At 60.7% G+C, this 23423-nt stretch carries 22 protein-coding genes; 13 read left to right on the forward strand and 9 right to left on the reverse strand.

Annotation, left to right across the window (positions count from 1 at the left end; translation table 11 throughout):
• Nucleotides 1–25 precede the first annotated feature (25 nt).
• From AC1DUP_RS05520 to AC1DUP_RS05550, 7 genes are all read right to left on the reverse strand, one after another.
• Complete coding sequence (locus AC1DUP_RS05520; RefSeq protein ID WP_113308927.1) at nt 26–1771, reverse strand: glycerol-3-phosphate dehydrogenase/oxidase; 1746 nt, start codon at nt 1769–1771, stop codon at nt 26–28.
• Nucleotides 1772–1783: 12 nt separating this feature from the next.
• Entirely contained in the window at nt 1784–3319 is a 1536-nt protein-coding gene (locus AC1DUP_RS05525; protein WP_113308959.1) for an FGGY-family carbohydrate kinase, read from the reverse strand.
• Nucleotides 3320–3355: 36 nt separating this feature from the next.
• Nucleotides 3356–4198, reverse strand: coding sequence for a DeoR/GlpR family DNA-binding transcription regulator (locus AC1DUP_RS05530; RefSeq protein ID WP_113298767.1), 843 nt, complete (start codon nt 4196–4198; stop codon nt 3356–3358).
• Nucleotides 4199–4331: 133 nt separating this feature from the next.
• The gene (locus AC1DUP_RS05535) at nt 4332–5279 is read right to left on the reverse strand and encodes a D-ribose ABC transporter substrate-binding protein (protein ID WP_113308928.1); all 948 of its coding nucleotides are present in this window, start codon (nt 5277–5279) and stop codon (nt 4332–4334) included.
• A gap of 108 nt (nt 5280–5387) precedes the next feature.
• Nucleotides 5388–6440, reverse strand: a complete 1053-nt coding sequence (locus AC1DUP_RS05540) for an ABC transporter permease (protein ID WP_113298769.1) — start codon at nt 6438–6440, stop codon at nt 5388–5390.
• Between the two features lie 23 nt (nt 6441–6463).
• The gene (locus AC1DUP_RS05545; protein ID WP_113308929.1) at nt 6464–8008 is read right to left on the reverse strand and encodes a sugar ABC transporter ATP-binding protein; all 1545 of its coding nucleotides are present in this window, start codon (nt 8006–8008) and stop codon (nt 6464–6466) included.
• Nucleotides 8005–8661: a DUF2291 domain-containing protein gene (locus AC1DUP_RS05550; RefSeq protein ID WP_113298771.1), complete on the reverse strand. Its 657-nt coding sequence runs from the start codon at nt 8659–8661 to the stop codon at nt 8005–8007. The genes AC1DUP_RS05545 and AC1DUP_RS05550 overlap by 4 nt, the downstream gene beginning before the upstream one ends.
• Here AC1DUP_RS05550 and AC1DUP_RS05555 point away from each other — a divergent pair.
• From AC1DUP_RS05555 to derI, 8 genes are all read left to right on the forward strand, one after another.
• Entirely contained in the window at nt 8661–8981 is a 321-nt protein-coding gene (locus tag AC1DUP_RS05555; protein ID WP_162748485.1) for a hypothetical protein, read from the forward strand. The genes AC1DUP_RS05550 and AC1DUP_RS05555 overlap by 1 nt on opposite strands.
• Before the next feature lie 491 nt (nt 8982–9472).
• Entirely contained in the window at nt 9473–11044 is a 1572-nt protein-coding gene (locus AC1DUP_RS05560) for an FGGY-family carbohydrate kinase (protein ID WP_113308930.1), read from the forward strand.
• A gap of 35 nt (nt 11045–11079) precedes the next feature.
• The gene (locus AC1DUP_RS05565) at nt 11080–12591 is read left to right on the forward strand and encodes a glycerol-3-phosphate dehydrogenase (protein ID WP_113308931.1); all 1512 of its coding nucleotides are present in this window, start codon (nt 11080–11082) and stop codon (nt 12589–12591) included.
• Between the two features lie 10 nt (nt 12592–12601).
• Nucleotides 12602–13534, forward strand: a complete 933-nt coding sequence (locus AC1DUP_RS05570; protein ID WP_113308932.1) for a TIM barrel protein — start codon at nt 12602–12604, stop codon at nt 13532–13534.
• A 69-nt stretch (nt 13535–13603) separates the two neighbouring features.
• Nucleotides 13604–14539, forward strand: coding sequence for a sugar-binding transcriptional regulator (locus AC1DUP_RS05575; RefSeq protein ID WP_113298775.1), 936 nt, complete (start codon nt 13604–13606; stop codon nt 14537–14539).
• Nucleotides 14540–14632: 93 nt separating this feature from the next.
• Entirely contained in the window at nt 14633–15409 is a 777-nt protein-coding gene (locus AC1DUP_RS05580) for a DeoR/GlpR family DNA-binding transcription regulator (protein WP_113308933.1), read from the forward strand.
• A complete protein-coding gene (locus AC1DUP_RS05585) occupies nt 15406–16191 on the forward strand; it encodes a triose-phosphate isomerase (protein ID WP_113308934.1) in 786 nt (261 codons plus the stop codon). Before AC1DUP_RS05580 ends, AC1DUP_RS05585 begins: the two co-directional genes overlap by 4 nt.
• Entirely contained in the window at nt 16188–16643 is a 456-nt protein-coding gene (gene derI / locus AC1DUP_RS05590; protein WP_113298778.1) for a D-erythrulose-4-phosphate isomerase, read from the forward strand. The genes AC1DUP_RS05585 and derI overlap by 4 nt, the downstream gene beginning before the upstream one ends.
• A 236-nt stretch (nt 16644–16879) precedes the next feature.
• On the opposite strand, the gene AC1DUP_RS05595 is transcribed toward derI, so the two are convergent.
• Entirely contained in the window at nt 16880–17314 is a 435-nt protein-coding gene (locus AC1DUP_RS05595) for an SGNH/GDSL hydrolase family protein (RefSeq protein ID WP_477832279.1), read from the reverse strand.
• The gene (locus tag AC1DUP_RS05600) at nt 17230–17553 is read right to left on the reverse strand and encodes a hypothetical protein (protein WP_477832244.1); all 324 of its coding nucleotides are present in this window, start codon (nt 17551–17553) and stop codon (nt 17230–17232) included. The genes AC1DUP_RS05595 and AC1DUP_RS05600 overlap by 85 nt, the downstream gene beginning before the upstream one ends.
• A 107-nt stretch (nt 17554–17660) precedes the next feature.
• Between AC1DUP_RS05600 and AC1DUP_RS05605 the strand changes: the two genes are divergently transcribed.
• From AC1DUP_RS05605 to AC1DUP_RS05625, 5 genes are read left to right on the forward strand one after another with little or no spacing between them, the layout of a single operon-like run.
• The gene (locus AC1DUP_RS05605; protein WP_113308936.1) at nt 17661–18692 is read left to right on the forward strand and encodes a LacI family DNA-binding transcriptional regulator; all 1032 of its coding nucleotides are present in this window, start codon (nt 17661–17663) and stop codon (nt 18690–18692) included.
• A 26-nt stretch (nt 18693–18718) separates the two neighbouring features.
• Nucleotides 18719–20320, forward strand: a complete 1602-nt coding sequence (locus AC1DUP_RS05610) for an FAD-dependent oxidoreductase (RefSeq protein ID WP_113308960.1) — start codon at nt 18719–18721, stop codon at nt 20318–20320.
• A gap of 41 nt (nt 20321–20361) precedes the next feature.
• Nucleotides 20362–21633, forward strand: coding sequence for an ABC transporter substrate-binding protein (locus AC1DUP_RS05615; RefSeq protein WP_113308937.1), 1272 nt, complete (start codon nt 20362–20364; stop codon nt 21631–21633).
• Between the two features lie 11 nt (nt 21634–21644).
• A complete protein-coding gene (locus tag AC1DUP_RS05620; RefSeq protein WP_113308938.1) occupies nt 21645–22577 on the forward strand; it encodes a carbohydrate ABC transporter permease in 933 nt (310 codons plus the stop codon).
• Nucleotides 22567–23409 (forward strand): carbohydrate ABC transporter permease, encoded by an 843-nt coding sequence (locus AC1DUP_RS05625; protein ID WP_113298783.1) that lies wholly within the window; start codon nt 22567–22569, stop codon nt 23407–23409. The genes AC1DUP_RS05620 and AC1DUP_RS05625 overlap by 11 nt, the downstream gene beginning before the upstream one ends.
• Nucleotides 23410–23423 lie beyond the last annotated feature (14 nt).

A 23423-nucleotide genomic window follows, 5' to 3' on the forward strand; every position in this document is an offset into this window, starting at 1 on the left:
ACTTTTGTGCGACATGCTTCAGATCTCATCGGCTGAGGGGGCGGGCGCTTTTTCCCGGCTCGATATCCGGCCTGCCGGCGGCCAGTGTCTGGCCGTGAAACGCCTTGAGCAGAGAAACGACGTCATTGATCTCATACTCGACACGCGGAGCATCCCAGCCGAGCGCTTTCGCGGTGATGCCGGCAATATCCGTCAAGCCTTCGTAGGTTAGCCGGCCCTCGATCGCGATCGTCGTGCGGCGCAGAACGATATCGGCGAGGTGGATCACCAACTCGTTGCGCGCGATCCAGCCGATCTCCTGAAAACTGAAGTGTTCGGCCCCCGATACGCGTCGCTCGTCGGAATGATCGGAGGGGAACGTTGCCACCGCCTCGGCGGTCGTCCCGTAGCGGTTCAAAAGCTGTTCTGCGCGCGCGGCCGTCATGCCTGCAGCCGCCGCGATCCTGTCCACGAAGACCTGCCTCGCTTGCGCGTCGGCCGGAAATGCCTTTCCACCGCCGATCGGAATGTAACGGGTCGATTGCTTGCGCGAGCGCTCCAATCGGGAAAGAACGGTGTCGGCAGCCTCTTCGGCAAAACCGCGAAACGTCGTCCATTTGCCGCCGACGAGGGACATAATGGCAAAAGGCCGCTTGCCATCCGCTTCGATGATGGGGGCCGAATGGTCGCGGCTGATCAGGCCCGGCGCTGTTCCGTCGGAGGCGGGAAGCGGCCGGATGCCGCTATAGGTATAGACGATCTGGTCGCGATCGAAGCGCAATGTCGGAAGCAGCGATCGCAGGCTCTGGAGGAAATAATCGATTTCGGGTTCCTCGCAACGCACAGTGTCGGGATCCCGGCTCGGGATATCCGTCGAGCCGACGAGCGCCAGCCCAAGATAGCCGTAGACCAGGCAGATGCGGCCGTCATCGGCTTCAAAATAGATCATATGGCCGTTCAGGCTGCGCACCAGTTCGGGATGATCGATCAGGATATGCGAGCCCTTCGTGCCGCCGATCAGATGCGAGGGGGCGCCGAGCGCTTCATTGACATGATCAATCCACGGGCCTGCTGCGTTCACGACAAGCCTGGGGCGTACTGAGAGTTCCGCTCCGTCTTCCTTTCGAAAACTCAGGCGTCCTTCTGTGCAAGCGGTCAGCGTGGCGAAATTTGCCGCGGCACAACGCGGGTTCGCCTCCAGCCCATCCTTGACGAGTTCGTAGACGAGGCGCTCCGGCCGGCTGATTTTCGCATCGTAGTAGATCCCGCCGGCAACTATTGCCGACGTCACATGTGGCATTTCCTGCCGGGCCTTCTTTTTCAAGATCAGCCGATGCCGCGGCATCATGCGATCACGCGAGCCGAAGAAGTCGTAAAGGGAAAGACCGATCTTGATGAGAACGGCTCCGCGGCTGCGGGGCGCGGTCTTGGAGCCGAGCAACGTTCGCAGCGCGGCCCAAATGCCGCGTGTCCACGAGAAGACCGGAATGAATGTGGGAAGTGGTTCGACGCAATGCGGTGCGTTTTTCAAAAGCAGATTGCGCTCCAGAGTCGATTGGGCAACCAGGCCGAATTCTCCGGTTTCCAAATATTTCAGTCCGCCGTGGATGAGGCGAGACGGCGCCGCGCTCGTGCCGGAACCGAAGTCCGATTTATCGACGATCAAGCAATTGACGCCCTGCAGCGCAAGGTCACGAAACAGGCCGGCGCCATTGATGCCTGCTCCAAGGATCACGACATCAACGTCGTTCTCGCGGGTGTCCGGGCTATGCTCAAGCGTGTCGAGGGTCATGGTGCTGTCGTCCTAAACTGCGGCCTCTGCCGCGCTGTCCTGCGCAAGGCCGGCGATCTTTGGCCAAAGCGGCTTCATAACTTCCGCAACTTCCAGGAAAAGCCGGTAGCGTCTTTCATAGTCGCGGCTGCGGGAGGGATCCGGGCTGCAGGTCTTGCCTTGCTTGTCTTTCGTTGGAGCGCTTTGTGAGTCCGGGTAGATACCGGTGCTCACGCCGGCGCAAAGCGCCGCCCCCCAGGCGGCCGCTTCATCGGTGCCGGTCACCGTCACCGGCATTGCGAGCACGTCGGCAAACATCTGCGCGACCGCGGGGTTGCGCGACACGCCGCCGGCAAGTCGCGCCTCCTGGAAGACAAAGCCGTCGCGCAGGGCATCGATATGGATACGATGGTTGAACGCAATGCCCTCCATGACGGCCCGCAGCATGTCGCCGCGGTCATGCCAACCGCCAAGCCCGAAGAAGCTTGCGCTTGCCGATGCGCCATAAGGAGAGCCGAAGAGATAGGGGTGGAAAAGCACCGGCGACGGGCGGTCAAAAGCCGCGTCGATCTCGGATGCCAGCAGAGTGTGAATGGACATACCCTTGGCTTCGCAGTCCGCCCATTCGCGGCCGCACAGCTTTTCGATGAACCACTCGTAATTGGCGCTCGATGCGGGCGAGATCGACATACTGTTCCAGACGCCCGGCGCGATCCCGTTGCGGCAGAACCACCGTCGATCGACGCGCGGTTCAAAAGACAGCGTCTCATTGATCGAATAGGTTCCGGCAATCACGGCAACGACGCCATCTGCATAGCCGCCGGCACCGAGCGCAGAGGCGGTCACATCGTGCAATCCGGCAGCCACGGGCGTGCCTTCCACGAGGCCCGTCAAGCGCGCCGCATCGGCTGTAATTCGTCCGACGATCTCATCCGAGCGGGCGGCGGGCGGCAGAGTTCCCGCAAGCGCCTGCAAACCGAACAGGCGCAGCGCGTGCTCGCTATAGTCTTGTGTCTTCACGTCGGTGAATGAAGTGCTAGCTTCGGTTCGATCGGTACCGATGGTGCCGGTCAGGCAAAATCGCAGCCAGTCTTTGCAGCTCATGAGGTGGCCGATCCGTTCGAACCGTTCCGGCTCGTGGTCCCGGATCCACGCCAGCAGCGCCGACGGGGCGGAGACATGCGGCACCTGACCTGTAAGCGCAATCGCCTCGTCGGCGACCCCGTTCTTCGTCCATTGATCGACGATATCACCCGCGCGGCTGTCAAGCGATACGATGCCGTTGCCAAGCGGCTCCTGCGATTGATCCAGCACATAAATGCCATCGCCATGCGCCGTTGCCGCCACGGCCTGGATATCGCTTGCCGAACGGCCACTGAGGACGACCGCTTCGCGGATCGCCTCGGCCGTCGCGGTCCACAATTCGCGCATGTCCCGTTCCACGAAGCGCGGCCTCGGAATAAGCTGGCTAACGCGTCGCCGGGCGACGGCGATGGGCGTGCCGTCGATATCGAAAATGACGGCCTTCGTGACAGTTAGGCCACTATCGATCCCGAGCAGACTCGGCATGCGCATTCACCTTTCTATCGCGACCGGGCGATCCGGTCACGCGCGCCCGTTGCCGGTCCTGGCAACGACGACGTTGATATCCTTGGAGCGCATCCGGTCGATGTGCATGGGCAGGGTCTTGTCGTCGACGATGACGACGTCGAATTCGTCGAGCGCCGCGAAGCTGTGAAGCGCGCGCCGTTCGAACTTGGTGTGGTCGGCAAGCAGGATGCGTTTGACGGAACAGTCGAACATCGCGCGCTTCGTATCGACGGTCTCGGGCGACTGATGCAGCACGATGCCGTCGTTGATGGCGGACATGGAGATAAAGGCGACGTCAGCCCGCAAACCGTTGATCTCCTTGATAGTCATGCGCCCCATGAAGGCATTGCACCAATTGTAGTACTGGCCACCGAGTGCCAGCAGGGTGACATCGTGCATGCCGGTCAGCGCATTCATCAGCGTCAGCGAATTGGTGATGGCGGTGATCGGCACCTTGGAAGAAAGATGCGAAGCCATCTGCAATACGGTCGTTGAATCGTCGAAAAAGATCGCCTGCCCCGGTTCGACGAACTGCATCGCCGCCTCGGCGATCACTTTCTTTTCCAACGCCTGCCGGCTGGAGCGGTAAACATCGCTGGATTCGATGAGATTGGTGGCCGCCGCAGTGACGATGCCGCGGGTCTTCCTGAAGATGCCGCGGCTGACGAGTTCATCAACATCGCGGTGCGCCGTCATCAGGCTGATGCCGAAACGATCTGTCAAATCCTCGATCCGCATCGAACCTTCGCTCATCACTGCCTCCGCGATCATGCGTCGGCGCGCGACCTGCCGTGTCTGGCGGCTGTCGCTGGTCAGTTCGTCCAACAGTTCATCGCCCTGATTGGTCTTCTGTGTCACGGGTCACCCTTGTCGCTGAATTCGATACCTCGGCTTCGTATCGTGATTGCCATGCCAAGGCAAAGAAGGCGAAAGCGGCTTGATGCGATTGAAAGGGTCGAGGAGGGCGCCCGGTTGGGCGCCCTCGTTTTCACTACTGGGCCAGAACGAACGGGCCGGTATACTTGTCGATATTGTCCTTGGTGATCAGCAGGCAATCGAACAGCTGCTTTTCGCTCTTGGCGCCGGTGCTGCCCGTCTTGATGACGCTGTCAGCCTGCTTGACGGCCTCTTCGGAGAAGACGGCAACGGGCTGCAGGACGGTGTACTGTAACTCGCCTGCCTTGATCGCTGCGACCGCATCCGGTGAGCCGTCGAAACCGCCGACCTTGATATTGGCGAGCTTACCGGCCTCTTTCAGCGCTGCGATGGCGCCGAGCGCCATTTCGTCGTTGCCGGAGATCACGCCGATAATGTCAGGATTGGCCTGCAGCATGGACTGCATCTTGTTGTGACCCTGGGTGCGATCCCAGTTGGCAACTTCCTTGGCGACCTTCTGAAGATCGGGGTACTGGGTCAGAACGGTCTCATAGCCGTTGGAGCGCGTGGCGGCATTGTTGTCAGACGGTGCGCCCAAGAGTTCGGCATACTTGCCCTTGTCGCCGACCGCTTCGACCCACTGCTGCGCGCCGATTGCGGCGCCCTGGGCGTTGTTCGAAACGAGCTGCGCCTTGGCGAGGCCTTCCTGGTTGATTTCGGCATTGACGAGAATGACCGGGATACCGGCGGCAACCGCTTTCTTGATCGCGCCGACCGAGCCATCGGCATTAGCCGGATCGAGGATGATCGCGACCGACTTATTGGTGATGGCCGTGTCGATCAGGTTGCTTTCGGTGTTGGTGTCGCCCTTATGCGCACTGACCGAGGCGGTGTAGCCGAGCTTTTCGGCTGTCGCCTTGGCGACGTTGCCCTCCGTCAGCCAGTAGGGGTTGGACGGATCGTTGACGATGATCGTCATCTGGCCTGCTGCCCAGGCGGAGCTGACGAGGATCGGGGCGACAGCCGCGGCTGCCAGAAGAATGCGCATGCCTTTTTTAAACATAGTCTCTCTCCCATTTGTGAGTTCAGATGCTGCCGGAAACCGGCGGTGCTTTCCGCGATCGACTTTTGGAGACCCAGCTGCCGTCGTGGACAAGTTCTGCTGCGGACGTCAGGACGATTTTGTCCGGCGCCCGTATTGGATGCTGTTCATGAGGACCGCGAGGACGATGACTGCGCCCGTGAATACGGTTTGCCAGTAAGCCGAGACGCCGATGATGACGAGGCCGTCGGACAGGAAGCCAATGACGAAGGCGCCGAGCATCGTTCCGCGCACCGTGCCGCGACCGCCCGTCAGCGCCGCGCCGCCGATGACGACGGCTGCGATCGCCGTCAATTCGTAGGTCGTGCCCGCCGTCGGACCGGCAGAGGTCAGCTGCGACGACAGGACCAGACCGGCAATTGCCGCGCAGACGCCCGAAAGGACGTAGACGATGACCTTGACGCGCTTGACCGGCACGCCCGAGAGATCGGCTGCGCGCTCGTTGCCGCCAGAGGCGTAAAGCCAGCGGCCGAAAGCCGTGCGGCTCAAGACGATGCCGCAGATGATCGCGAGCACGGCGAGCACGATGACGCCGATCGGAATGCCCGCGAGACGATTGAAGCCGAGCCAGTCGAAGCCGGTATTGCCAAGCTCCGGGCGGCCGCCGAGATTGTTGTAGGTCAGGCCATTGGTCATCAGCAGGGCAATGCCGCGGGCGACATAGAGCACGCCAAGCGAGGCGACGAAGGCCGGAACCTTCAAGTAGGCGACCAGCACGCCATTGACCGCGCCGACGACGGCGCCGACAGCGCATGTGATCACCACCACGGCCCAGACCGGCGGATAAAGAATGACGCCGAACGAACTCAGCGTCACGCCCTGCATGAGGAAGCCGGCAATGCAGCCGGCAAGCCCGAGCGTCGAGCCGACCGAAAGATCGATGCCACCATTCAGGATCACCAGCAGCATGCCGATCGCCAGGATGCCGAAGATGGCAACATGCGAGGCCATCGTCAGAAAGTTGCTCAGGCTGAAGTAATAGGGTGACAGGAAGGAGAAGACCGCGATGATGACGATCAGCGCGAAGAAGGCGCGGCCTTCCAGGATCAGCCGCACGAAATTGGTGTTGCGCTTCTGCCCGTTGGAAACTGTTTTCTTTTCTGCGATATCAGTGACTGACATAATCAGTGCTCCATAGTTCCGGGCTAGTGCGCGACCGTGGCTTCGCCGGAGGCGGCCATGATCTTTTCCTTGGTGACGTCAGCACCGAATTCGGCGGAGATTCGGCCGCGATGCATGACGATGATGCGGTGCGCGATGCTCAGGCATTCGTTGACTTCGGAGGTCGAATAGATGACGGCAAGGCCCTGCCTGGCGCGTTCGGCGAGCAGCTTGAAGACCTCCGCCTTGGCGCCGATGTCGATACCGCGGCTCGGTTCGTCGAGAAGAATGACCTTGGGTTCGGTCGCCAGCATCTTGCCGATGACCACCTTCTGCTGATTGCCGCCAGACAGCGAACCGATTGGAGCTTCTCCCCCATCGGTCTTGACGTGCACCTTGCGGATGGAGGCATCGACAAGTTCGCGCTCGCGACGCCCGGATGTGAAGAGCCCCTTCGTGAATGCGCCGATGCTGGCGAGCGACAGGTTGGAGCCGACCGTCATCGTCTGGACGAGGCCGTCGCGTTGACGATCCTCGGGCACCAGCACCAGGCCGCTAGCGATGCGCCCGGCGATGCTCAAGTGCCCGACATCCCGTCCTTCGAGCCGAATGCTTCCGCCGCTTGCGCGCAACCGTCCGGCTACGCATTCCAGAAGCTCGGTGCGTCCGGCGCCCATCAGGCCGTAGATGCAGACAACCTCTCCGGCGCGCACGTCAAGCGACAGGCGATCGACGGAATTGAAGTTCGACCCGGAGGGGCCGGGAACCGTCAGATTGTCGATCGACAGCGCAGCCTTGCCGAATTCATAACCTTCGGGCGGGTTGCCGAGGTCGAAATTGTCGCCCACCATGTTGCGGACGATCCATTCGAGGTCGATGTCCTTGCGTTGCGCATAGGCTGTCATGGTGCCATCGCGCAGGACGACGGCGTGGTTGGTGATCTGCAGCGCTTCTTCAAGGTGATGTGAGATGTAGACGATCGACACGCCGCGATCGGTCAGATCGTGGATGACTTTGAAAAGCACTTCGACTTCGGTGGCGCTGAGCGCCGAGGTCGGCTCATCCATGATCAGGATACGCGAATTGACAGATAGCGCCCGGGCAATTTCGACGATCTGCTGCTGGCCGAGACGCAGATCCTCCACCTTTGTCAGCGGATCGATCTCTTCTTCGAGTTCTTCCATCAAGATGCGCGTCTGGCGCTCTTCTTCCGCAAAATCGACCACGCCGCCTTTAATGATCTCGCGGCCCATGAAGATGTTGTCGCGCACGCTGAGATTGGGTGCGAGGCTGAGCTCCTGGTGAATGATCGAGATGCCGCATTCGCGCGCATGGGTCGAAGAGCTGAAACTGATCGGCGCGCCGTCGAGAACGATCGCGCCCGACGTCGGTTGGACGACGCCCGAAAGGATCTTCATCAGCGTCGACTTGCCCGCCCCGTTCTCGCCGAAGAGCGTCGTCACCTGTCCGCGATGGATATCGAAATTGACGCCCTTGAGAGCATGCACATTGCCATAGGATTTGGCGATGTTGCGGGCAGCCAGAACCACCTCGCCAGGGGCTTCGGATGTGGAGATTGCCTCGCTCATTTGACGTCGACCTTGACCGGAGTTACGAGCCAGTTTTTCGGGTTGATCAGCTTGAACACGCCGACGACGGTTGCCGTCTTGCCATCGAGCTGGTCCGGATCGAGACCGGCGAATACGGCTTTCTTCATCTCGTTGTTGATGGCCGACCCGGCGTCCTGATACTGAATCTGATTGGTGAACTGGCCGAATTGGATCGTGCCCGTGGCATCGCGGAGGTCCGTGCCATTGACCGCAGGACCGGTCTGGACACGGACCACCGTCTCGGGAGGCAAGCCGTCGATCTTCATTTCATTGGTATTGGATTTGCGCGCGCCGAAGGTGCCGGTCAGCGTCACGGGCAAGACCGGACCGGTGCTCGTGGCAACGCCATATTTCTCGCCGGCAGCCTTCTTGTCCGCCACGATCGCCGTTGCCAGCTCAGACGCAGCCACGGCTCTCTTCTCGACATCCGCCTGGATCTGCGGAAACTGCTCGGCGCCGAAGGTTTCCGGAGAAAAGACCTGCTGCCTTACATCACTCGCTGAGCCGATCTTGACGACCTTGGTGTCGAGCGCGATTGCGCCGATGACCACGATTGCCGCAACGGCGCTGACGATGATCTTCAAATTGCCTTTGCCTGGCGCGGATGCTGCGTGAGCGGGCTGAGTGTTCATTGCTGGCGACCTCTGCGGCTGGTCGGATTTATGTCAAAAAGGGGGAAAATGGCGAAAGCCTCACGGCTGCTTCATCGAAGACGGCACGCTTCGAAAACCGCATTGCAATGCGAAAGCCTGTCAGGCCGATTCACGCCAGCGGCGTGATGATGAGCGAAAAAAATGCGCATCCGAACCTCCTTCATGCCGGACCGGCGCTTGTCTCCTCCAATCGCCGAACCGCAATTCCTCTCAGCAGGGATGCCTGCGTGATAGGTAAATGGTGTTTATGCCAAAAATCATGTTATCAAATCGTTCGTCTGTCAACAGGTGTTTTCTGATCTCATGCCGACAATGTGTGGCTAACAGCCTGCTTATTGGAATGGAAAAGAACGCGATCTTGAGCGCGCGCTCCAAGTGAGGAGGCATGCGCCCATTCCAATATATTGAATTAGATAATTGATTTAAAATGATAAAATAATTCGAAGCGGGTGCCGGTAGCGCGTGGCCGCCGCTGGAAAGGGGCCAGTCCGCGATCGCCGCGCATCGCATCCGTGGGTTCAATTTTATCTGAAAAAAATTTCATTGCGAGAAAAATCTTACTGGCGCAATGATATCTTTGTGTTATCTTTTTGATGAGCCCATGGAGCTTTCGAAAAGCATCGGATCTCAAGATCCCGCGGGGCGCGACTATGCGCCGGCGAACTTGCCCGTGGATTCGAAATGTGGTCGCCTGTGCGCTTTGCTGGCTGTACCGACCGGGAGGATATGAGACATGAAATCGACGCGCGTTTTGCCCCTCGCGACGCTCGACGTTGCCGGATAATCTGCGATGGACGTTAGCCACCAGGTCATCATCGGCATCGATGCGGGAACATCGGTCATCAAGGCGGTCGCCTTCGACTTTTCCGGCCGTCAGATCGCCGCCGCATCCGTTCGCAACAAATATTCAAGCGGCGCCGATGGCTCGGCTACGCAATCGCTCGCCCAGACCTGGCAGGATTGCGTCGGTGCGCTTCGCGGGCTGGGCGAGAAGCTTGAAGATCTTGCATCGCGCACCGCCGCAATTGCGGTGACGGGGCAGGGCGATGGAACATGGTTGGTCGGCTCCGGAAATCAGCCTGTCGCTGATGCGTGGCTCTGGCTTGATGCCCGCGCCGCGCCGACCGTGGTTTCGCTTGCCGGCCAAGAAACGGACAGGGCGCGTTTCGAGCGGACCGGCACGGGGCTAAATACCTGCCAGCAGGGCGCGCAGCTCGCTCACATGGATCGGGTAGTGCCGGAGCTTCTGGACCGGGCGGAAACGGCGCTGCACTGCAAGGACTGGCTCTACCTCAATCTTACCGGTATGCGGGCGACAGACCCTTCGGAGGCAAGCTTCACCTTTGGTGATTTCAGGACACGGCGATATTCGGCTGTCACCATTGACGCGCTCGGGTTGACGCATCGCCGCGCGCTTCTGCCCGATATTGTCGATGGAACAGAAATCAGCCATCCGCTGACGGCGGAAGCGGCGCGGGCCTGCGGCCTGCTGGCCGGTACGCCGGTCAGTCTCGGTTATGTCGACATGGTGATGACGGCGCTCGGCGCCGGTGTTCGCAGCGGTGGACGCAACGCAGCCTGTTCGACGATCGGTTCGACCGGCGTGCATCTGCGTGCAAAGCCGGTGGCTGACGTCCATCTCAACCGCGAGGGCACGGGCTACGTCATTGCCCTGCCGATCCCGGGTACCGTTACCCAGGTGCAGACCAATATGGGTGCGACGATCAACATCGACTGGCTGCTGGAGATGGCTGCCTATCTGATGGCGGAGGCCGGAAAGCCTGTTACCCATGCCGAGCTCGTCGGACGGATTGACCGCTGGTTTTTCGAAAGCCAGCCGGGTTCGGTCGTCTATCATCCCTATATTTCCGAGGCCGGAGAGCGCGGCCCCTTCGTCAATGCGCAGGCCCGGGCGGGCTTTTCCGGTATTTCGGTTCGCCACGGGTTTCCAGACCTCGTTCGCGCGGTGGTCGAAGGGCTGGCGCTCGCGACGCGCGATTGTTACGCCGCCATGGGCGATATGCCGGAAGAGTTGCGCGTCACCGGCGGCGCGGTGCGCTCGAGTGCGCTTCGCCGCTCCCTGACTGCCTCACTGAAGGTGCCGATCCGCCTGTCCCGCCGTGAAGAGACCGGAGCGGCAGGTGCAGCCATGATGGCTGCTGTGGCGATCGGCGCCTACAAAACAATGGATGACTGCATCGCCGACTGGGTAACGCCGCTGCTCGGAGACGCCGAAGAGCCGATCCGGGAGGAAGCTTCCCGCTTCGACCTGCTTTATTCCGCCTATGCCGATATCCGAAAGGCCATGCCCGCCGCCTGGGAAACACTGGCCAGAGCCGCGGCGATGCCGCCCACAAAATGAATCGCTGATGCAATAGGCATCCGAGGGAGCATGACATGACCGAACCCGAAATCCTGGATCTTTTCGTCATCGGCGGCGGCATCAACGGAGCGGGAATTGCCCGCGACGCCGCCGGGCGCGGCCTGAAAGTCGCATTGTGCGAGAAGGACGATTTGGCACAGGGCACCTCCTCGCGCTCGGGCAAGCTCGTGCATGGCGGCCTTCGCTATCTGGAATATTACGAGTTCCGTCTCGTGCGGGAGGCGCTGATCGAACGCGAGGTGCTGCTCAACGCCGCACCGCACATCATCTGGCCGATGCGTTTCGTGCTGCCGCACAGTCCCGAGGATCGCCCCGCCTGGCTCGTGAGGCTTGGCCTCTTCCTTTACGATCATCTCGGCGGTCGCAAGAAGCTGCCGGGCACCCGCACGCTCAATCTGCTGCGCGATCCAGAAGGCACGCCCATACTCGATCAATATACCCGCGGTTTCGAATATTCGGATTGCTGGGTGGATGATGCCCGCCTAGTCACCTTGAATGCGGTGAGCGCGGCGGAGAAGGGGGCCCTGGTGCTCACCCGCTCGCCGGCGATCTCCGCGCGCCGGGAAAACGGCCAATGGACGATCACGACGAAAAGCAGCACGAGCGGCGAGACGCGGACGTTTCGTGCCAAATGTCTCGTCAATTGCGCCGGCCCCTGGGTAACCGATATCATCAACCGTGTCGCCGGCTCCAATTCCAGCCGCAATGTGCGCCTCGTCAAGGGCAGCCATATCATCGTGCCGAAGTTCTGGGCGGGCTCCAATGCCTATCTGGTTCAGAACCACGACAAGCGGGTCATCTTCATCAACCCTTATGAAGGCGACAAGGCGCTGATCGGTACGACTGATATCGCCTATGAGGGCCGGGCCGAGGATGTGGCGGCCGACGAGGCGGAAATCGAATATCTGCTGAAGGCGGTAAACCGCTATTTCAAGGAGAAGCTGCGCCGCCAGGACGTGCTGCACAGCTTTTCTGGCGTGCGCCCGCTGTTTGACGACGGCAAGGGCAATCCGTCAGCGGTCACCCGCGATTACGTGTTCGATCTTGATGAAACCGGGGGAGCGCCGCTTCTCAATGTCTTCGGCGGCAAGATCACGACATTCCGGGAGCTTGCAGAACGCGGCATGCAGCGCCTAGGCCACGTCTTCCCCAACATGGGCGGCGACTGGACGGAAAAGGCACCGCTGCCGGGCGGCGAAATGCCCAATGCCGACTACGAGACCTTCGCCAACAACCTGCGTGACACCTATCCCTGGATGCCGCGCAAGCTTGTCCATCACTATGGCCGTCTCTACGGCACGCGCACGAAGAACCTGGTCGCCGGGGCAGGGGACCTGCAAGGGCTCGGACACCATTTCGGCGGGCAGCTTTACGAGGCGGAAGTCCGTTACCTCGTCGCCACCGAATGGGCCGAGACGGCCGAGGACATCCTCTATCGCCGCACCAAGCATTACCTTCACCTGAGCGAGGCGGAGCGGGCAGCCTTTGCCGATTGGTTCGCCTCATCCCATCTTGCCGCCGCCTGAGGAGGCCTTGATGCCGCTGACGCTTTCGCTGAATACCAATCCGCTGGTGAACCGTTTTGCCGATCCGGACGACCTGATCGAGACGGTGGCGCGAGACCTGCGCATCCGTGATCTCCAGCTGACCCATGAATTCATCAACCCGAGTTGGCAGGCCCCGGTCATCCGCCGCCTGACCCGCCAGATGAAGGCGGCGTTGGTGCGCACCGGCGTTCGCGTCACCTCGGGCATGACCGGACCTTATGGACGGTTAAACCATTTCGGGCATCCGGATGCCGAGGTGCGCCGCTATTACGTGGATTGGTTCAAGACCTTCGCGGACATTACCGCCGATCTCGGCGGGCATTCCGTCGGAACGCAGTTTGCGATCTTCACCTACAGAGACTTCGACGACGCGAACCGGCGCGAGGAACTGATCAAGATTGCTATCGACTGCTGGTGCGAAGTCGCAGAGCATGCCAAGGCTGCGGGTCTTTCCTACGTCTTCTGGGAGCCGATGAGCATCGGCCGCGAATTCGGCGACACGATCGAATCCTGCCTTTCGCTGCAGGCTCGACTGACTGCCGCCGATATGGCGGTGCCGATGTGGATGATGGCGGATATCGACCATGGCGATGTCACCTCCGCCAATCCCGACGACTACGATCCCTATGCCTGGGCGCGGGCCGTGCCGAAGCTGTCACCGATCATCCACATCAAGCAGAGCCTGATGGACAAGGGCGGCCACCGGCCGTTCACCGCCGAATTCAATGCCAAGGGCCGAATTCAACCCGCTCCGCTGTTGGACGCTTTTGCGACAGGCGGTGCCGATGACAATGAGATCTGCCTCGAGCTTTCATTCAAGGAACGTGAGCCGAACGATCGCGAAGTTATCGCGCAGATTGCTGAAAGCGTCGCCTTCTGGGCGCCGCATATCGACACGGGCGCTGCAGACTTGAAGATATGATCCGGCGATTTACAAAGGCTGGTTGTTATCGGGCGGAATCGCCGGCGAAGAAATGGGAAAGGTGCGGCGATGACGGATGCTGATGATACGCTTGCAGTGCGGGCCGCTTGGCTTCATTACGCCGGCGGACTGACGCAGTCTGACGTTGCCCGTCGCCTCGGCATTCCCTCGGTCAAGGCGCATCGGCTGATCGCGCGGGCCGTCGCCGATGGCGTCGTCAAGGTCACGATCGACGGCGATATCGTCGAATGCGTCGAACTGGAGGCGCGTCTCGTTGAGCGCTTCGGATTGCAATATTGCGAGGTCGCGCCCGATCTTGGCGAAGAGGGCCTGCCGCTACGCGCGCTCGGTCATGCAGGCGCTGGCTATCTGAAGCGCGAAATCGAACACGGTGACCACGCAGTCATTGGTCTTGGTCACGGCCGCACGCTTTCGGCTGCCGTTCAATATATGCCGCGGACGACTGCCAAGGATATGCGCTTCGTTTCGCTGCTTGGCGGCCTCACGCGAAACTACGGCGCCAATCCCTATGACGTCATGCACCGTATCGCGGAAAAGACYGGCACGCATGCCTATGTCATGCCGGTTCCCTTCTTCGCCAACACCGCCGAGGACCGGGAGGTGCTGAGAGCGCAACGCGGCGTCAAGGAAGTGTTCGATCTCGCCAATGACGCCGACCTGAAGCTCGTCGGCTTGGGGACGGTGGATGCCGAGGCCCAGCTTGTGCTCTCCGGCCTGGTCGAGCCGGGTGAGATCGAGGACATCGCCGCCGCCGGCGGCGTCGGCGAAATCCTGGGTCACTTTTTCAATGCGGATGGGCAGATCCTCGATACGGCACTGACCGGACGAACCCTTTCGGCATCTTTCCCAACGACGAAGAAGGAGCGCCTTGTGGCCCTGGCAGGCGGACAGGCCAAGGTGGCCGCCATACGAGCCATCCTGCGAAGCCGCCGCCTTCACGGGCTCATTACTGATGAACGGACCGCGCAAGCGCTCCTGGATTGATGGTCGCCACATATTTTGGCTCATAATCACACCTAATTATGTTGAAATTCACATTGCAGATGTTATATCGTTATTTAATTGGGATTGAGACGTATGAAACGAGAAGAGCGCCAGCAACTGATCGTCAATCTGCTCGTCGAGGATAAGACCGTCGATGTGGACGATCTTGCCGAGCGCTTTTCCGTCTCGAAGATGACCATTCATCGCGACCTCGACGACCTCGAACAGGCAGGTGTGCTGCGCAAGGTGCGCGGTGGCGCCACGATTGACGCGGGAACACAGTTCGAGAGCGATTTTCGCATTCGCGAACGTCAGGGTGGTGAGGCCAAGGTTGCCATGGCGCAGGAAGCGCTGTTCATGGTCGAGCCCGGCATGACGATCATGGTCAACGACGGCTCGATGGCAGCAGTTTTCGGTGAGATGTTGCTGCAGAAACGCCCGCTGACGGTGATCACTAACAATGCAGCGATCATGGAGCGGTTGAAGGGCGAAAACGGCATAACGCTGATTGCGCTCGGGGGCATCTATTCCGCAAAATTCAACGCCTATTTTGGCGTCGTTACCGAAGAAGCGCTGTCGCGCCTGCGAGCCGATATCGCTTTCATCTCGACGCCGGCGGTCAGTGGCGGGCTCGCCTACCACATGGACGACAATGTCGTTCGCGCCAAGCGGGCGATGATCTCGTCTTCGGCCAGAAGCTGCCTGCTGGTCAACCACCAGCGCATCGGCCACACGGCGTTGCATGTCATGGCGGATCTCGCCGATTTCGACACTATTATCACTGATAGCGCGCCAGCGGCCGCTATCCTCGACGAATTCGATCGGGCGGGCATCAAGCTCACCATCGCTCCGGCACAGGATCAGGCATGACTGAGAAACCGCGCTTCTGGATTGGCACCAGCTGGAAGATGAACAAGACGCTCGCGCAGGCCGAGCATTTCGCGCGCGGCCTCGAGGCGGCCGATGCCGCGCGCGATCCCATCATTCAGCGCTTCGTGATCCCGTCGTTTACCGCCGTGCGAGAGGTCAAGCGCATGCTTGCAAAGACCTCCGTCAAGGTCGGAGCGCAGAACATGCATTGGGTGGACGAGGGCGCCTGGACGGGCGAGGTTTCCCCCTTGATGCTGAAGGATTGCGATCTCGATATCGTCGAGCTTGGGCATTCCGAGCGCCGCGAGTTTTTCGGAGAAACGGATGAGACGGTCGGGCTGAAGACGGAGGCAGCGGTTCGCCACGGTCTGATCCCACTCATCTGCATTGGCGAAACCCTTGCTGACCGGGAGAGCGGAAAAGCTGCCGAAATCCTTGCAGTCCAGGTGCGTGGGGCGCTTTCGAAGCTTTCCGACGTACAGAAATCGGCGGAAATCCTCCTAGCCTACGAGCCCGTATGGGCGATCGGCGAAAAAGGCATTCCGGCAACGGCGGATTATGCCGATGCGCGACAGGCCGAAATTATCGCAGTCGCCGAAGCGGCGCTCGGGCGCAAAATCCCCTGCCTTTACGGCGGGTCGGTCAATCCGCAGAACTGCGAGGAACTGATTTCGAGCCCGCATATCGACGGGCTCTTCATCGGCCGTTCCGCCTGGAATGTCGAGGGCTATCTCGACATCCTTTCGAAATGCACCGCCAAACTCCAAGGAGAAAAACGATGAAGCTTGCAATTGCTGGAGACAGCGCCGGCGAAGGTCTCGCCAAGGTGCTCGCCGAACACCTCAAGGGCCGTTTCGACGTCCATGAAGTGTCACGCATCAATGACGGGCTCGACCCGTTCTATGCCAACCTTTCGGATCGTGTTGCCTCGGGCGTGATCGATGGCACCTATGACAAGGCCATCCTGGTCTGCGGCACCGGCATCGGCGTCTGCATCTCGGCCAATAAAGTGCCCGGCATCCGTGCCGCTCTGACGCACGACACCTATTCGGCCGAGCGTGCCGCTCTTTCCAACAACGCGCAGATCATCACGATGGGTGCTCGCGTCATCGGAACTGAGCTCGCTAAGTCGATCGCCGACGCATTCCTCGCTCAGACATTCGACGAAAACGGCCGTTCGGCCGGTAATGTCTCCGCAATCGATGAGCTCGACGCGAAATACAGCGCGCGTTGAGAGCAGGACGCAAGCGGCCGGTCATCCGCCGGTCGCTGTGCGCATCAGCCATCACTATCGCCTGAGCTCCCGGCGATGGGTGCGCTCGTTGCGCGGGCCTATCACAATATGACCCGTTAGGGTTGCTCGGCCGTGCTATGTGAGTTGATGCGGATCGCCTCGAAATGGCGGATCGGGGGAAGCTTTGCTCTGCGGTGTCACGCCCGATCCAAAGTCGCCTCGATGTGTAAAAAAGCCTAGTTCAATTTCTCATGAACGACGGCATCTCTGAACGCTTCATAGATGACACGATGACCGCCATCGTTGGGATGTGTGAAATCAGGCGAGGCCAGTGGCCCATCGCCATATGCTTTCATCCGTTCATAGACAGGAGCGTAGTAGACGCGAAAACGTTGCGCCAGTTCTCGCACGGTTCGGACGTAGACTTCAAAGCCCTGGCGTGTCTGGCCGGTGAAGCCGGTGCTTCCAACTGAAAAGCCGCCATCTGGAATATAAGGCGGACTGCCTATCGCAAGCCGTTTCGCGTGGCCTGCCTCGATCAGTTTCTCCAGCATATTAGCATAGTCACGAATGAAGTTCTTCGCGTTCATGCTCTCCGGCGCGGCCGTATAGCGCGCGTCGTTATAGCCGTAGAGGATGAGGATCGCGTCGCTATGCGGGCCGTCGAGCAGCGCCCCGGCGAAGCGTTCAGCGCCGTTTCCCGGTCGAGCTTTGCCGTCGGCAAGCAGCGATGCTGCAGCACTGTCCCCGGGATTGCGTGATTGCGGAGGGGTAATCCATCGACCTCAGCCGCAAACAATGCCGGCCAGGCAAGATGCGGCTGGCTGGCGTTGAGCCCTGCGGTGATGCTGTCGCCGAAGACACGGGTTCCGGAAATCCCCAGCAATTTCAAATGCTCTGCGAATGGCATCGATCATCTCACATTTTCGCGCTTGACAGTCGCTCGGTAAATCCTGTTTATACGTATTAGCTGCTAATACGCATTAGCAGTCAAGAGACGATCGGGGAGGAACCGGCGTGGCAGGCACTAAGCGCTTGACGCAGCACGATATTGCGAAACTTGCCGGCGTCAGTCAGGCAACCGTTTCGCTTGTGCTGAACGGTGCGCCGACGGCTTTGGCGCGTATTCCGAAGGAGACCCGCGAGCGCGTCCAGCAGGTCATCCGCACCACGGGATATGTGGCCGATCCGATCGCCCGGCGGATGGCCAAGGGTCTTAATCGCATCCTCGGCGTCTTCACCTACGAGCCGGCCTTTCCAAGCGAGCAGGCGGACTTTTTTGCACCCTTCCTCCTCGGCATCGAGGAAGAGGCGCAGGCGCAGAATTATGACCTGCTCCTCCTGACCGGTGCCGGCGTCGGCCGGGAGCGCAAGATTTTTGCCGACGGTAACCGGCTGCGGATCGCCGACGGCTGCCTCGTCCTCGGCCGCGAATTCGATCGGGCCGAGCTCAAGCGGCTGGTGACTGGCGATTATCCCTTCGTGGCGATCGGCCGACGTGAGGACGCAGGCGGACCCGTTCCCTACGTCGGCGGCGATTACGCCAGCGGTACGCGGGCGCTGGTCGAAAAGGCGCGCGCACTCGGCCATGACCGGCTGGCTTTCGTCGGCCCAAGCGGCTCGGCTGAATCTATCGTTGACCGTTGGCGCGGATTTTCAGGCGCAATCACCGGGGGCGCCGAACTGGTTCTCCATGTTGATGAGGTCGGCCGAGGCGCGGCCGACACGCTCGACGCGATCGTCGCAAGCGGCGCGACCGCCGTCTTCTTCGTCGAATTGGCCGATGCGGTGCGTGTCGAAGCGGCGGCGCGCGAGCGCGGCCTGTCCATTCCTGGCGACTTGTCGGCCGTGGTGCTCGGCAGCCATGTACGGGCCGAGCGCAGCCATGTGCGGTTCACCTCCTTCGATATTCCTCGCGAGGAAATGGGGCGGCAGGCGACCGCCATGCTGGTGCGCCGCATCGAGGCCGCCGCGCCCGTCGAACAAATTCTTCTGACCTGCGAACCTGTCGAGGGCGAAACCCTCGGACCAGCAAAGAAACGGACCTGATAGTGATGGACATGGCGGCAAAAGAGATGCGAGCGGATATTCTGGTGGTGGGTGGCGGCCTCGGCGGCGTCGCGGCGGCGCTTGGCGCATGCCGGGCGGGCAAGAGCGTCATCATGACCGAGGAATTCGAATGGATCGGCGGCCAGTCGACCAGCCAGGGCGTGCCTTCCGACGAACATAGCTGGGTCGAGCAATTCGGCATCACGCGCTCCTATCGCAGACTGCGCAACGGCGTGCGGCAATATTATCGCGACAACTATCCGCTGACCGAAGGTGCCCGCGCCTGGGGCGATCTCAATCCCGGCGGCGGCTGGGTAAGCCGCATCTGCGCCGAGCCGCGCGTCAGCCTGGCGGTCATGGAAGCGATGCTGATGCCCTATCGCGGCGCCGGCCGGCTCAGGGTCCTGCAGCCCTATCGTCCCGTCGCTGCCGATGTCGACAGCGACAGCGTGCGTTCCATTACGGTCCGCCATCGCGACAGTGATCTCGAGATCGTCATCTCGGCCGATTACATCCTTGACGCCACCGAACTCGGCGATCTGCTGCCGATGACCGGAACGGATTATGTGAAGGGCTTCGAGGCGCAGTCCGATACCGGCGAGCCGAGCGCGCCCTCCGAAGCGCAGCCCGACAATGTTCAGGCAGTCTCGATCTGCTTTGCAGTTGATTGCATTGACGGCGATCAGACGATCGACAAGCCTGACAATTACGACTACTGGCGCAAATACCAGCCGCATTTCTGGGGCGGACCACTGCTCGGCTTCACCGCACCGCACCCGCGCACGCTGGAATCCACCACGCGCAGCTTCACGCCCAATGTCGACGACAATCCACTGCTCGTCGATGCCGATCAGCGCAAGGGTGGCGGCGATGAAAACCTCTGGCTTTTCCGCCGCATCGCGGCACGGCGCAACTTTGAGCCTGGCTTTTACCAGTCCGACATCTGCTTCGTGAACTGGCCGATGATCGACTACATGGACGGAACGATCATCGACGTGTCCGAGCAAGACAAGGCGAGGCATCTGAAGGCGGCCGCCGATCTTTCCTATTCGGTCTTCTACTGGCTGCAAACCGAGGCGCCACGTATCGATGGCGGCCAGGGTTACCGGGGCTTGAGGCTTCGCGGCGACATCACCGGCACCGAACATGGCCTCGCGATGGCGCCCTATATCCGGGAAAGCCGCCGCATCAAGCCCGTCACCCGTATCACCGAGCAGGATCTCTCCCATGCAGTGCGCGGCGAAAAGGGGGCGGTAAATTATCGCGACAGCGTCGGCATCGGCATGTATCGCATCGACCTGCACCCCTCGACCGGCGGCGACAACTATGTCGACGTGCCGTCCTGCCCGTTCGAAATCCCGCTTGGCGCGCTGCTGCCGCAGCGCATGACGAACCTCATTGCGGCCGGCAAGAATATCGGCACCACCCATATCACCAACGGTTGCTACCGCTTGCATCCGGTCGAATGGAACATCGGCGAAGCGGCGGGCATGCTCGCGGCCCACTGCCTCGATAAGGGACTGAAGCCCCACCAGGTCCAGGAAAACGATGTGCATCTTCGCGACTTCCAGCAGGAACTTGTTCGAGAAGGCATCGAAATCCGCTGGCCGGTCATCTCAGCCTACTGAGCACCCATCTGCACAACCCATCTTTGGAGGAGGAACGGGAAATGAACAAGAACAGGACACTGAAATCGGCAATGGCCGCGCTTGCGCTCGCCTTGCCGCTTGCCTGCAGCGGCATCGCCAACGCACAGGATGCCGTCAACCTGCGCATGACCATCTGGAGCGCGGCAGAAGCGCATCTGAAGCTCTTCAACGAGATCGCGGCCGGCTTCAAGAAGGATCACCCCAACGTCACGGTGACCTTCGAGTCGCTGCCGTTCGACACCTATACGACGGCGCTCACCACCCAGATCGCCGGCGGCAATGCGCCGGATCTGGCCTGGATCTTCGAGACGACGGCTTACGACTTCGTCAATTCCGGCGCTCTTTATCCGCTCACCGATACGCTGAAGGCAACGCAGGGCTACAATCTCGACGAGGTAAGCGGGACGGCCACCGAGCGCTGGCAAAAGGACGGCACGCTCTATGCCTATCCCTTCTCCACCTCGCCCTTCGCAGTCTTCGTCAACAACGACCTCATCAAGGCGGCCGGCGCCAAGACGCCCGCCGAGATGATCGCCGCCGGCAAATGGACCTGGGATAATGCGATCGCTACTGCTTCGGCTGTTGGCCAGACGGGTAAAGGCGGCCTGATCGTGCGGGACTTCAACTACCAGATCTGGCAGAATCTTGCCTCGGTCTGGAACGGTTTTGGTGCCGCACCCTGGAGCGCCGACGGCAAGACCTGCATGATGACCGAAAAGCCTATGGTCGATGCACTGACCTTCGTCCATGATGCGATCTTCGAGAAGAAGGCGATCCCCGGTCCAGGCGAGAATGTCGACTTCTTCGCCGGCAATGCGGCGATGACCATCACCCAGATCAGCCGCGCCTCGCTGCTGCCGAAGGACAAGCCCTTTTCCTGGGATCTCGTGCCGCTGCCGAAGGGACCAGCCGGTGACTATGCGCTGATCGGCCAGGCCGGTATCGGCGTCATGCAATCCGGCAAGAACGCGAAGACAGCCGCCGAATTCGTCGCCTATATGACGAACCCGGAAAATTCGGCCAAGCTCAGCCAGTTCTTCCCCTCGGCCCGCAAGTCGCTGCTCAACGCGGACGTGCTGAAGAAGACCAATCCGCTGCTGACGAGGGAACAGATCGACAAAGTCGTTATCGCCGGTATCGCGACGGGCAAGGTCATTCCTGGCCACACGGGCTTTGCGCAGATCCAGCAGACCGTGCGCTCCGGCCTCGACGCCGTCTGGCGTCCGGATGCCGATGTCGCCGGCACGCTCCAGACGATCTGCGGCCAGATCGGCCCGCTGCTCAAGCGCTGAGGAGATAAGAAATGGCTGTCGCACAGGACAACGCAACTACGGAAGGCCGCTCCTCGTCGCCGTTCTGGACGATTGCGCGGCGCGACAGCCTCGCCGGCTTCCTGTTCATCGCTCCGCAACTGATCGGCATCATCATCTTCGTACTGATCCCGCTCGGTCTGGTCTTCTGGTATTCGCTGCACGAGTGGAACGTGCTCGCCAATACCTTCACCTATACGGGCACGCAGAACTACCAGATGCTGAGTGAGGACCCGAACCTGTTGCAGGTGCTCGGCTCGACCGCCATCTTCTCCGCCGGGCTTGTGGTTCTCAATCTGTCGCTGGCCCTGCTGCTGGCGGTGCTGTTGAACCAGAAGCTTGCAGGTATCACGATCTTCCGGACGCTGTTCTTTTCGCCTGTTGTCGTGTCGCTGGTGGCCTGGACGATCGTCTGGGGGTTTCTGCTGCAAAAGAACGGCGGCATTAACGGCATGCTGTTGCTGTTTGGCATCGAGGGTCCGAACTGGCTGCGCGGCGAGACCACCGCGATGATCTCGGTCATCGTCGTCCAGGTGTTCAAGAATGTCGGCCTCAACATGATCCTCTTCCTTGCAGCCCTCCAGGGCGTGCCGAACGAGCTCTATGAGGCGGCCCGCATTGATGGTGCGCCGCGCTTCAAGCAGTTCCGCCGCATTACCCTGCCGCTGATCAGCCCGACCATCCTGCTCACCTCGATCATCACCATCGTCGGATCGCTACAGGTCTTCGCGCAGATCGCGGTGCTGACGCAGGGCGGGCCGGGCATCTCGACGACGGTGCTCGTCTATTATCTGTACCAGCAGGCTTTCCAGTTTCATTTCTTCGGTTACGGCTCCACGCTGTCGATCCTGCTCTTCCTGATCGTCGCCGTGCTGACCTTCGCCCAATGGCAATTGCGGAAGAGGATCGTGTTCTATGAAAGCTGAGCTCCCCCCGCGCATGAAGGTCTTTCTGTACGGGCTGATGTGCGTGCTGCTCATCCCCTTCGTCTTCCCGACCTGGTGGATGGTCACCTCTTCGGTGAAGCCGATCAGCGATATCTTCGCCTTTCCGCCGCAACTTTTCCCGCAGAGCTATGACTGGACGACCTATGGCAAGGTCTTCGAGCTGCAGCCTTTCGTCAAACAATACTGGAATTCGGCCTATATCGCCGCCGCGGTCACTGTTGGCACGATGATCGTCTCATCGATGGCCGGTTACGCCTTCGCGCGCATCAAGTTCCCCTTCGCCAACACGATCTTCATGGTAGTGCTGCTCGGCCTCTTGATCCCGTCGGAAGTGACGATCGTGCCGCTCTTCCAGATGTTTTTGAAGGCCGGTATGGTCAATACGCATTGGCCGCTGATCCTGGTGCCGATCTTCGGTGCGCCGAGTGTTTTTGCCACCTTTGTCATGCGGCAGTTTTTCGTGACGCTGCCGGTCGAACTGGAAGAGGCAGCGCGCGTCGATGGTCTCGGGCGTTTCAAGATCTTCCGCAAGATCGCGCTGCCGCTTGCCAGACCGGCACTGGCCTCTGTGGCGATCTTTACCTTCCTGCACTCCTGGAACCTCTATCTCGAACCGATCGTGTTCCTGTCGAGCGCGGAGAAGTTCACGCTGCCGCAGGCGCTGACCCAATATACCGATGCCTATGGCGGGCCGATGTGGAACATCCAGCTTGCCGCGGCGACACTGACGGCGCTGCCCGTCCTCATCGTTTTCATCATCGCGCAGAAGCAATTCGTCGAAGGGCTCGCGCATACCGGCCTCAAGGGCTGAAGAACCGGATTTTC

Source organism: Rhizobium sp. 01L419, assembly GCF_056400025.1.

Excerpts from the sequence above, each read along its gene's own strand:
- AC1DUP_RS05520 (WP_113308927.1), bottom strand. The coding sequence starts at position 1,771 with ATGACCCTCGACACGCTTGAGCATAGCCCGGACACCCGCGAGAACGAC.
- AC1DUP_RS05525 (WP_113308959.1), bottom strand. The coding sequence starts at position 3,319 with ATGCCGAGTCTGCTCGGGATCGATAGTGGCCTAACTGTCACGAAGGCC.
- AC1DUP_RS05535 (WP_113308928.1), bottom strand. The coding sequence starts at position 5,279 with ATGTTTAAAAAAGGCATGCGCATTCTTCTGGCAGCCGCGGCTGTCGCC.
- AC1DUP_RS05540 (WP_113298769.1), bottom strand. The coding sequence starts at position 6,440 with ATGTCAGTCACTGATATCGCAGAAAAGAAAACAGTTTCCAACGGGCAG.
- AC1DUP_RS05545 (WP_113308929.1), bottom strand. The coding sequence starts at position 8,008 with ATGAGCGAGGCAATCTCCACATCCGAAGCCCCTGGCGAGGTGGTTCTG.
- AC1DUP_RS05550 (WP_113298771.1), bottom strand. The coding sequence starts at position 8,661 with ATGAACACTCAGCCCGCTCACGCAGCATCCGCGCCAGGCAAAGGCAAT.
- AC1DUP_RS05560 (WP_113308930.1), top strand. The coding sequence starts at position 9,473 with ATGGACGTTAGCCACCAGGTCATCATCGGCATCGATGCGGGAACATCG.
- AC1DUP_RS05565 (WP_113308931.1), top strand. The coding sequence starts at position 11,080 with ATGACCGAACCCGAAATCCTGGATCTTTTCGTCATCGGCGGCGGCATC.
- AC1DUP_RS05570 (WP_113308932.1), top strand. The coding sequence starts at position 12,602 with ATGCCGCTGACGCTTTCGCTGAATACCAATCCGCTGGTGAACCGTTTT.
- AC1DUP_RS05580 (WP_113308933.1), top strand. The coding sequence starts at position 14,633 with ATGAAACGAGAAGAGCGCCAGCAACTGATCGTCAATCTGCTCGTCGAG.
- AC1DUP_RS05585 (WP_113308934.1), top strand. The coding sequence starts at position 15,406 with ATGACTGAGAAACCGCGCTTCTGGATTGGCACCAGCTGGAAGATGAAC.
- derI (WP_113298778.1), top strand. The coding sequence starts at position 16,188 with ATGAAGCTTGCAATTGCTGGAGACAGCGCCGGCGAAGGTCTCGCCAAG.
- AC1DUP_RS05600 (WP_477832244.1), bottom strand. The coding sequence starts at position 17,553 with ATGCCATTCGCAGAGCATTTGAAATTGCTGGGGATTTCCGGAACCCGT.
- AC1DUP_RS05610 (WP_113308960.1), top strand. The coding sequence starts at position 18,719 with ATGCGAGCGGATATTCTGGTGGTGGGTGGCGGCCTCGGCGGCGTCGCG.
- AC1DUP_RS05615 (WP_113308937.1), top strand. The coding sequence starts at position 20,362 with ATGAACAAGAACAGGACACTGAAATCGGCAATGGCCGCGCTTGCGCTC.
- AC1DUP_RS05620 (WP_113308938.1), top strand. The coding sequence starts at position 21,645 with ATGGCTGTCGCACAGGACAACGCAACTACGGAAGGCCGCTCCTCGTCG.
- AC1DUP_RS05625 (WP_113298783.1), top strand. The coding sequence starts at position 22,567 with ATGAAAGCTGAGCTCCCCCCGCGCATGAAGGTCTTTCTGTACGGGCTG.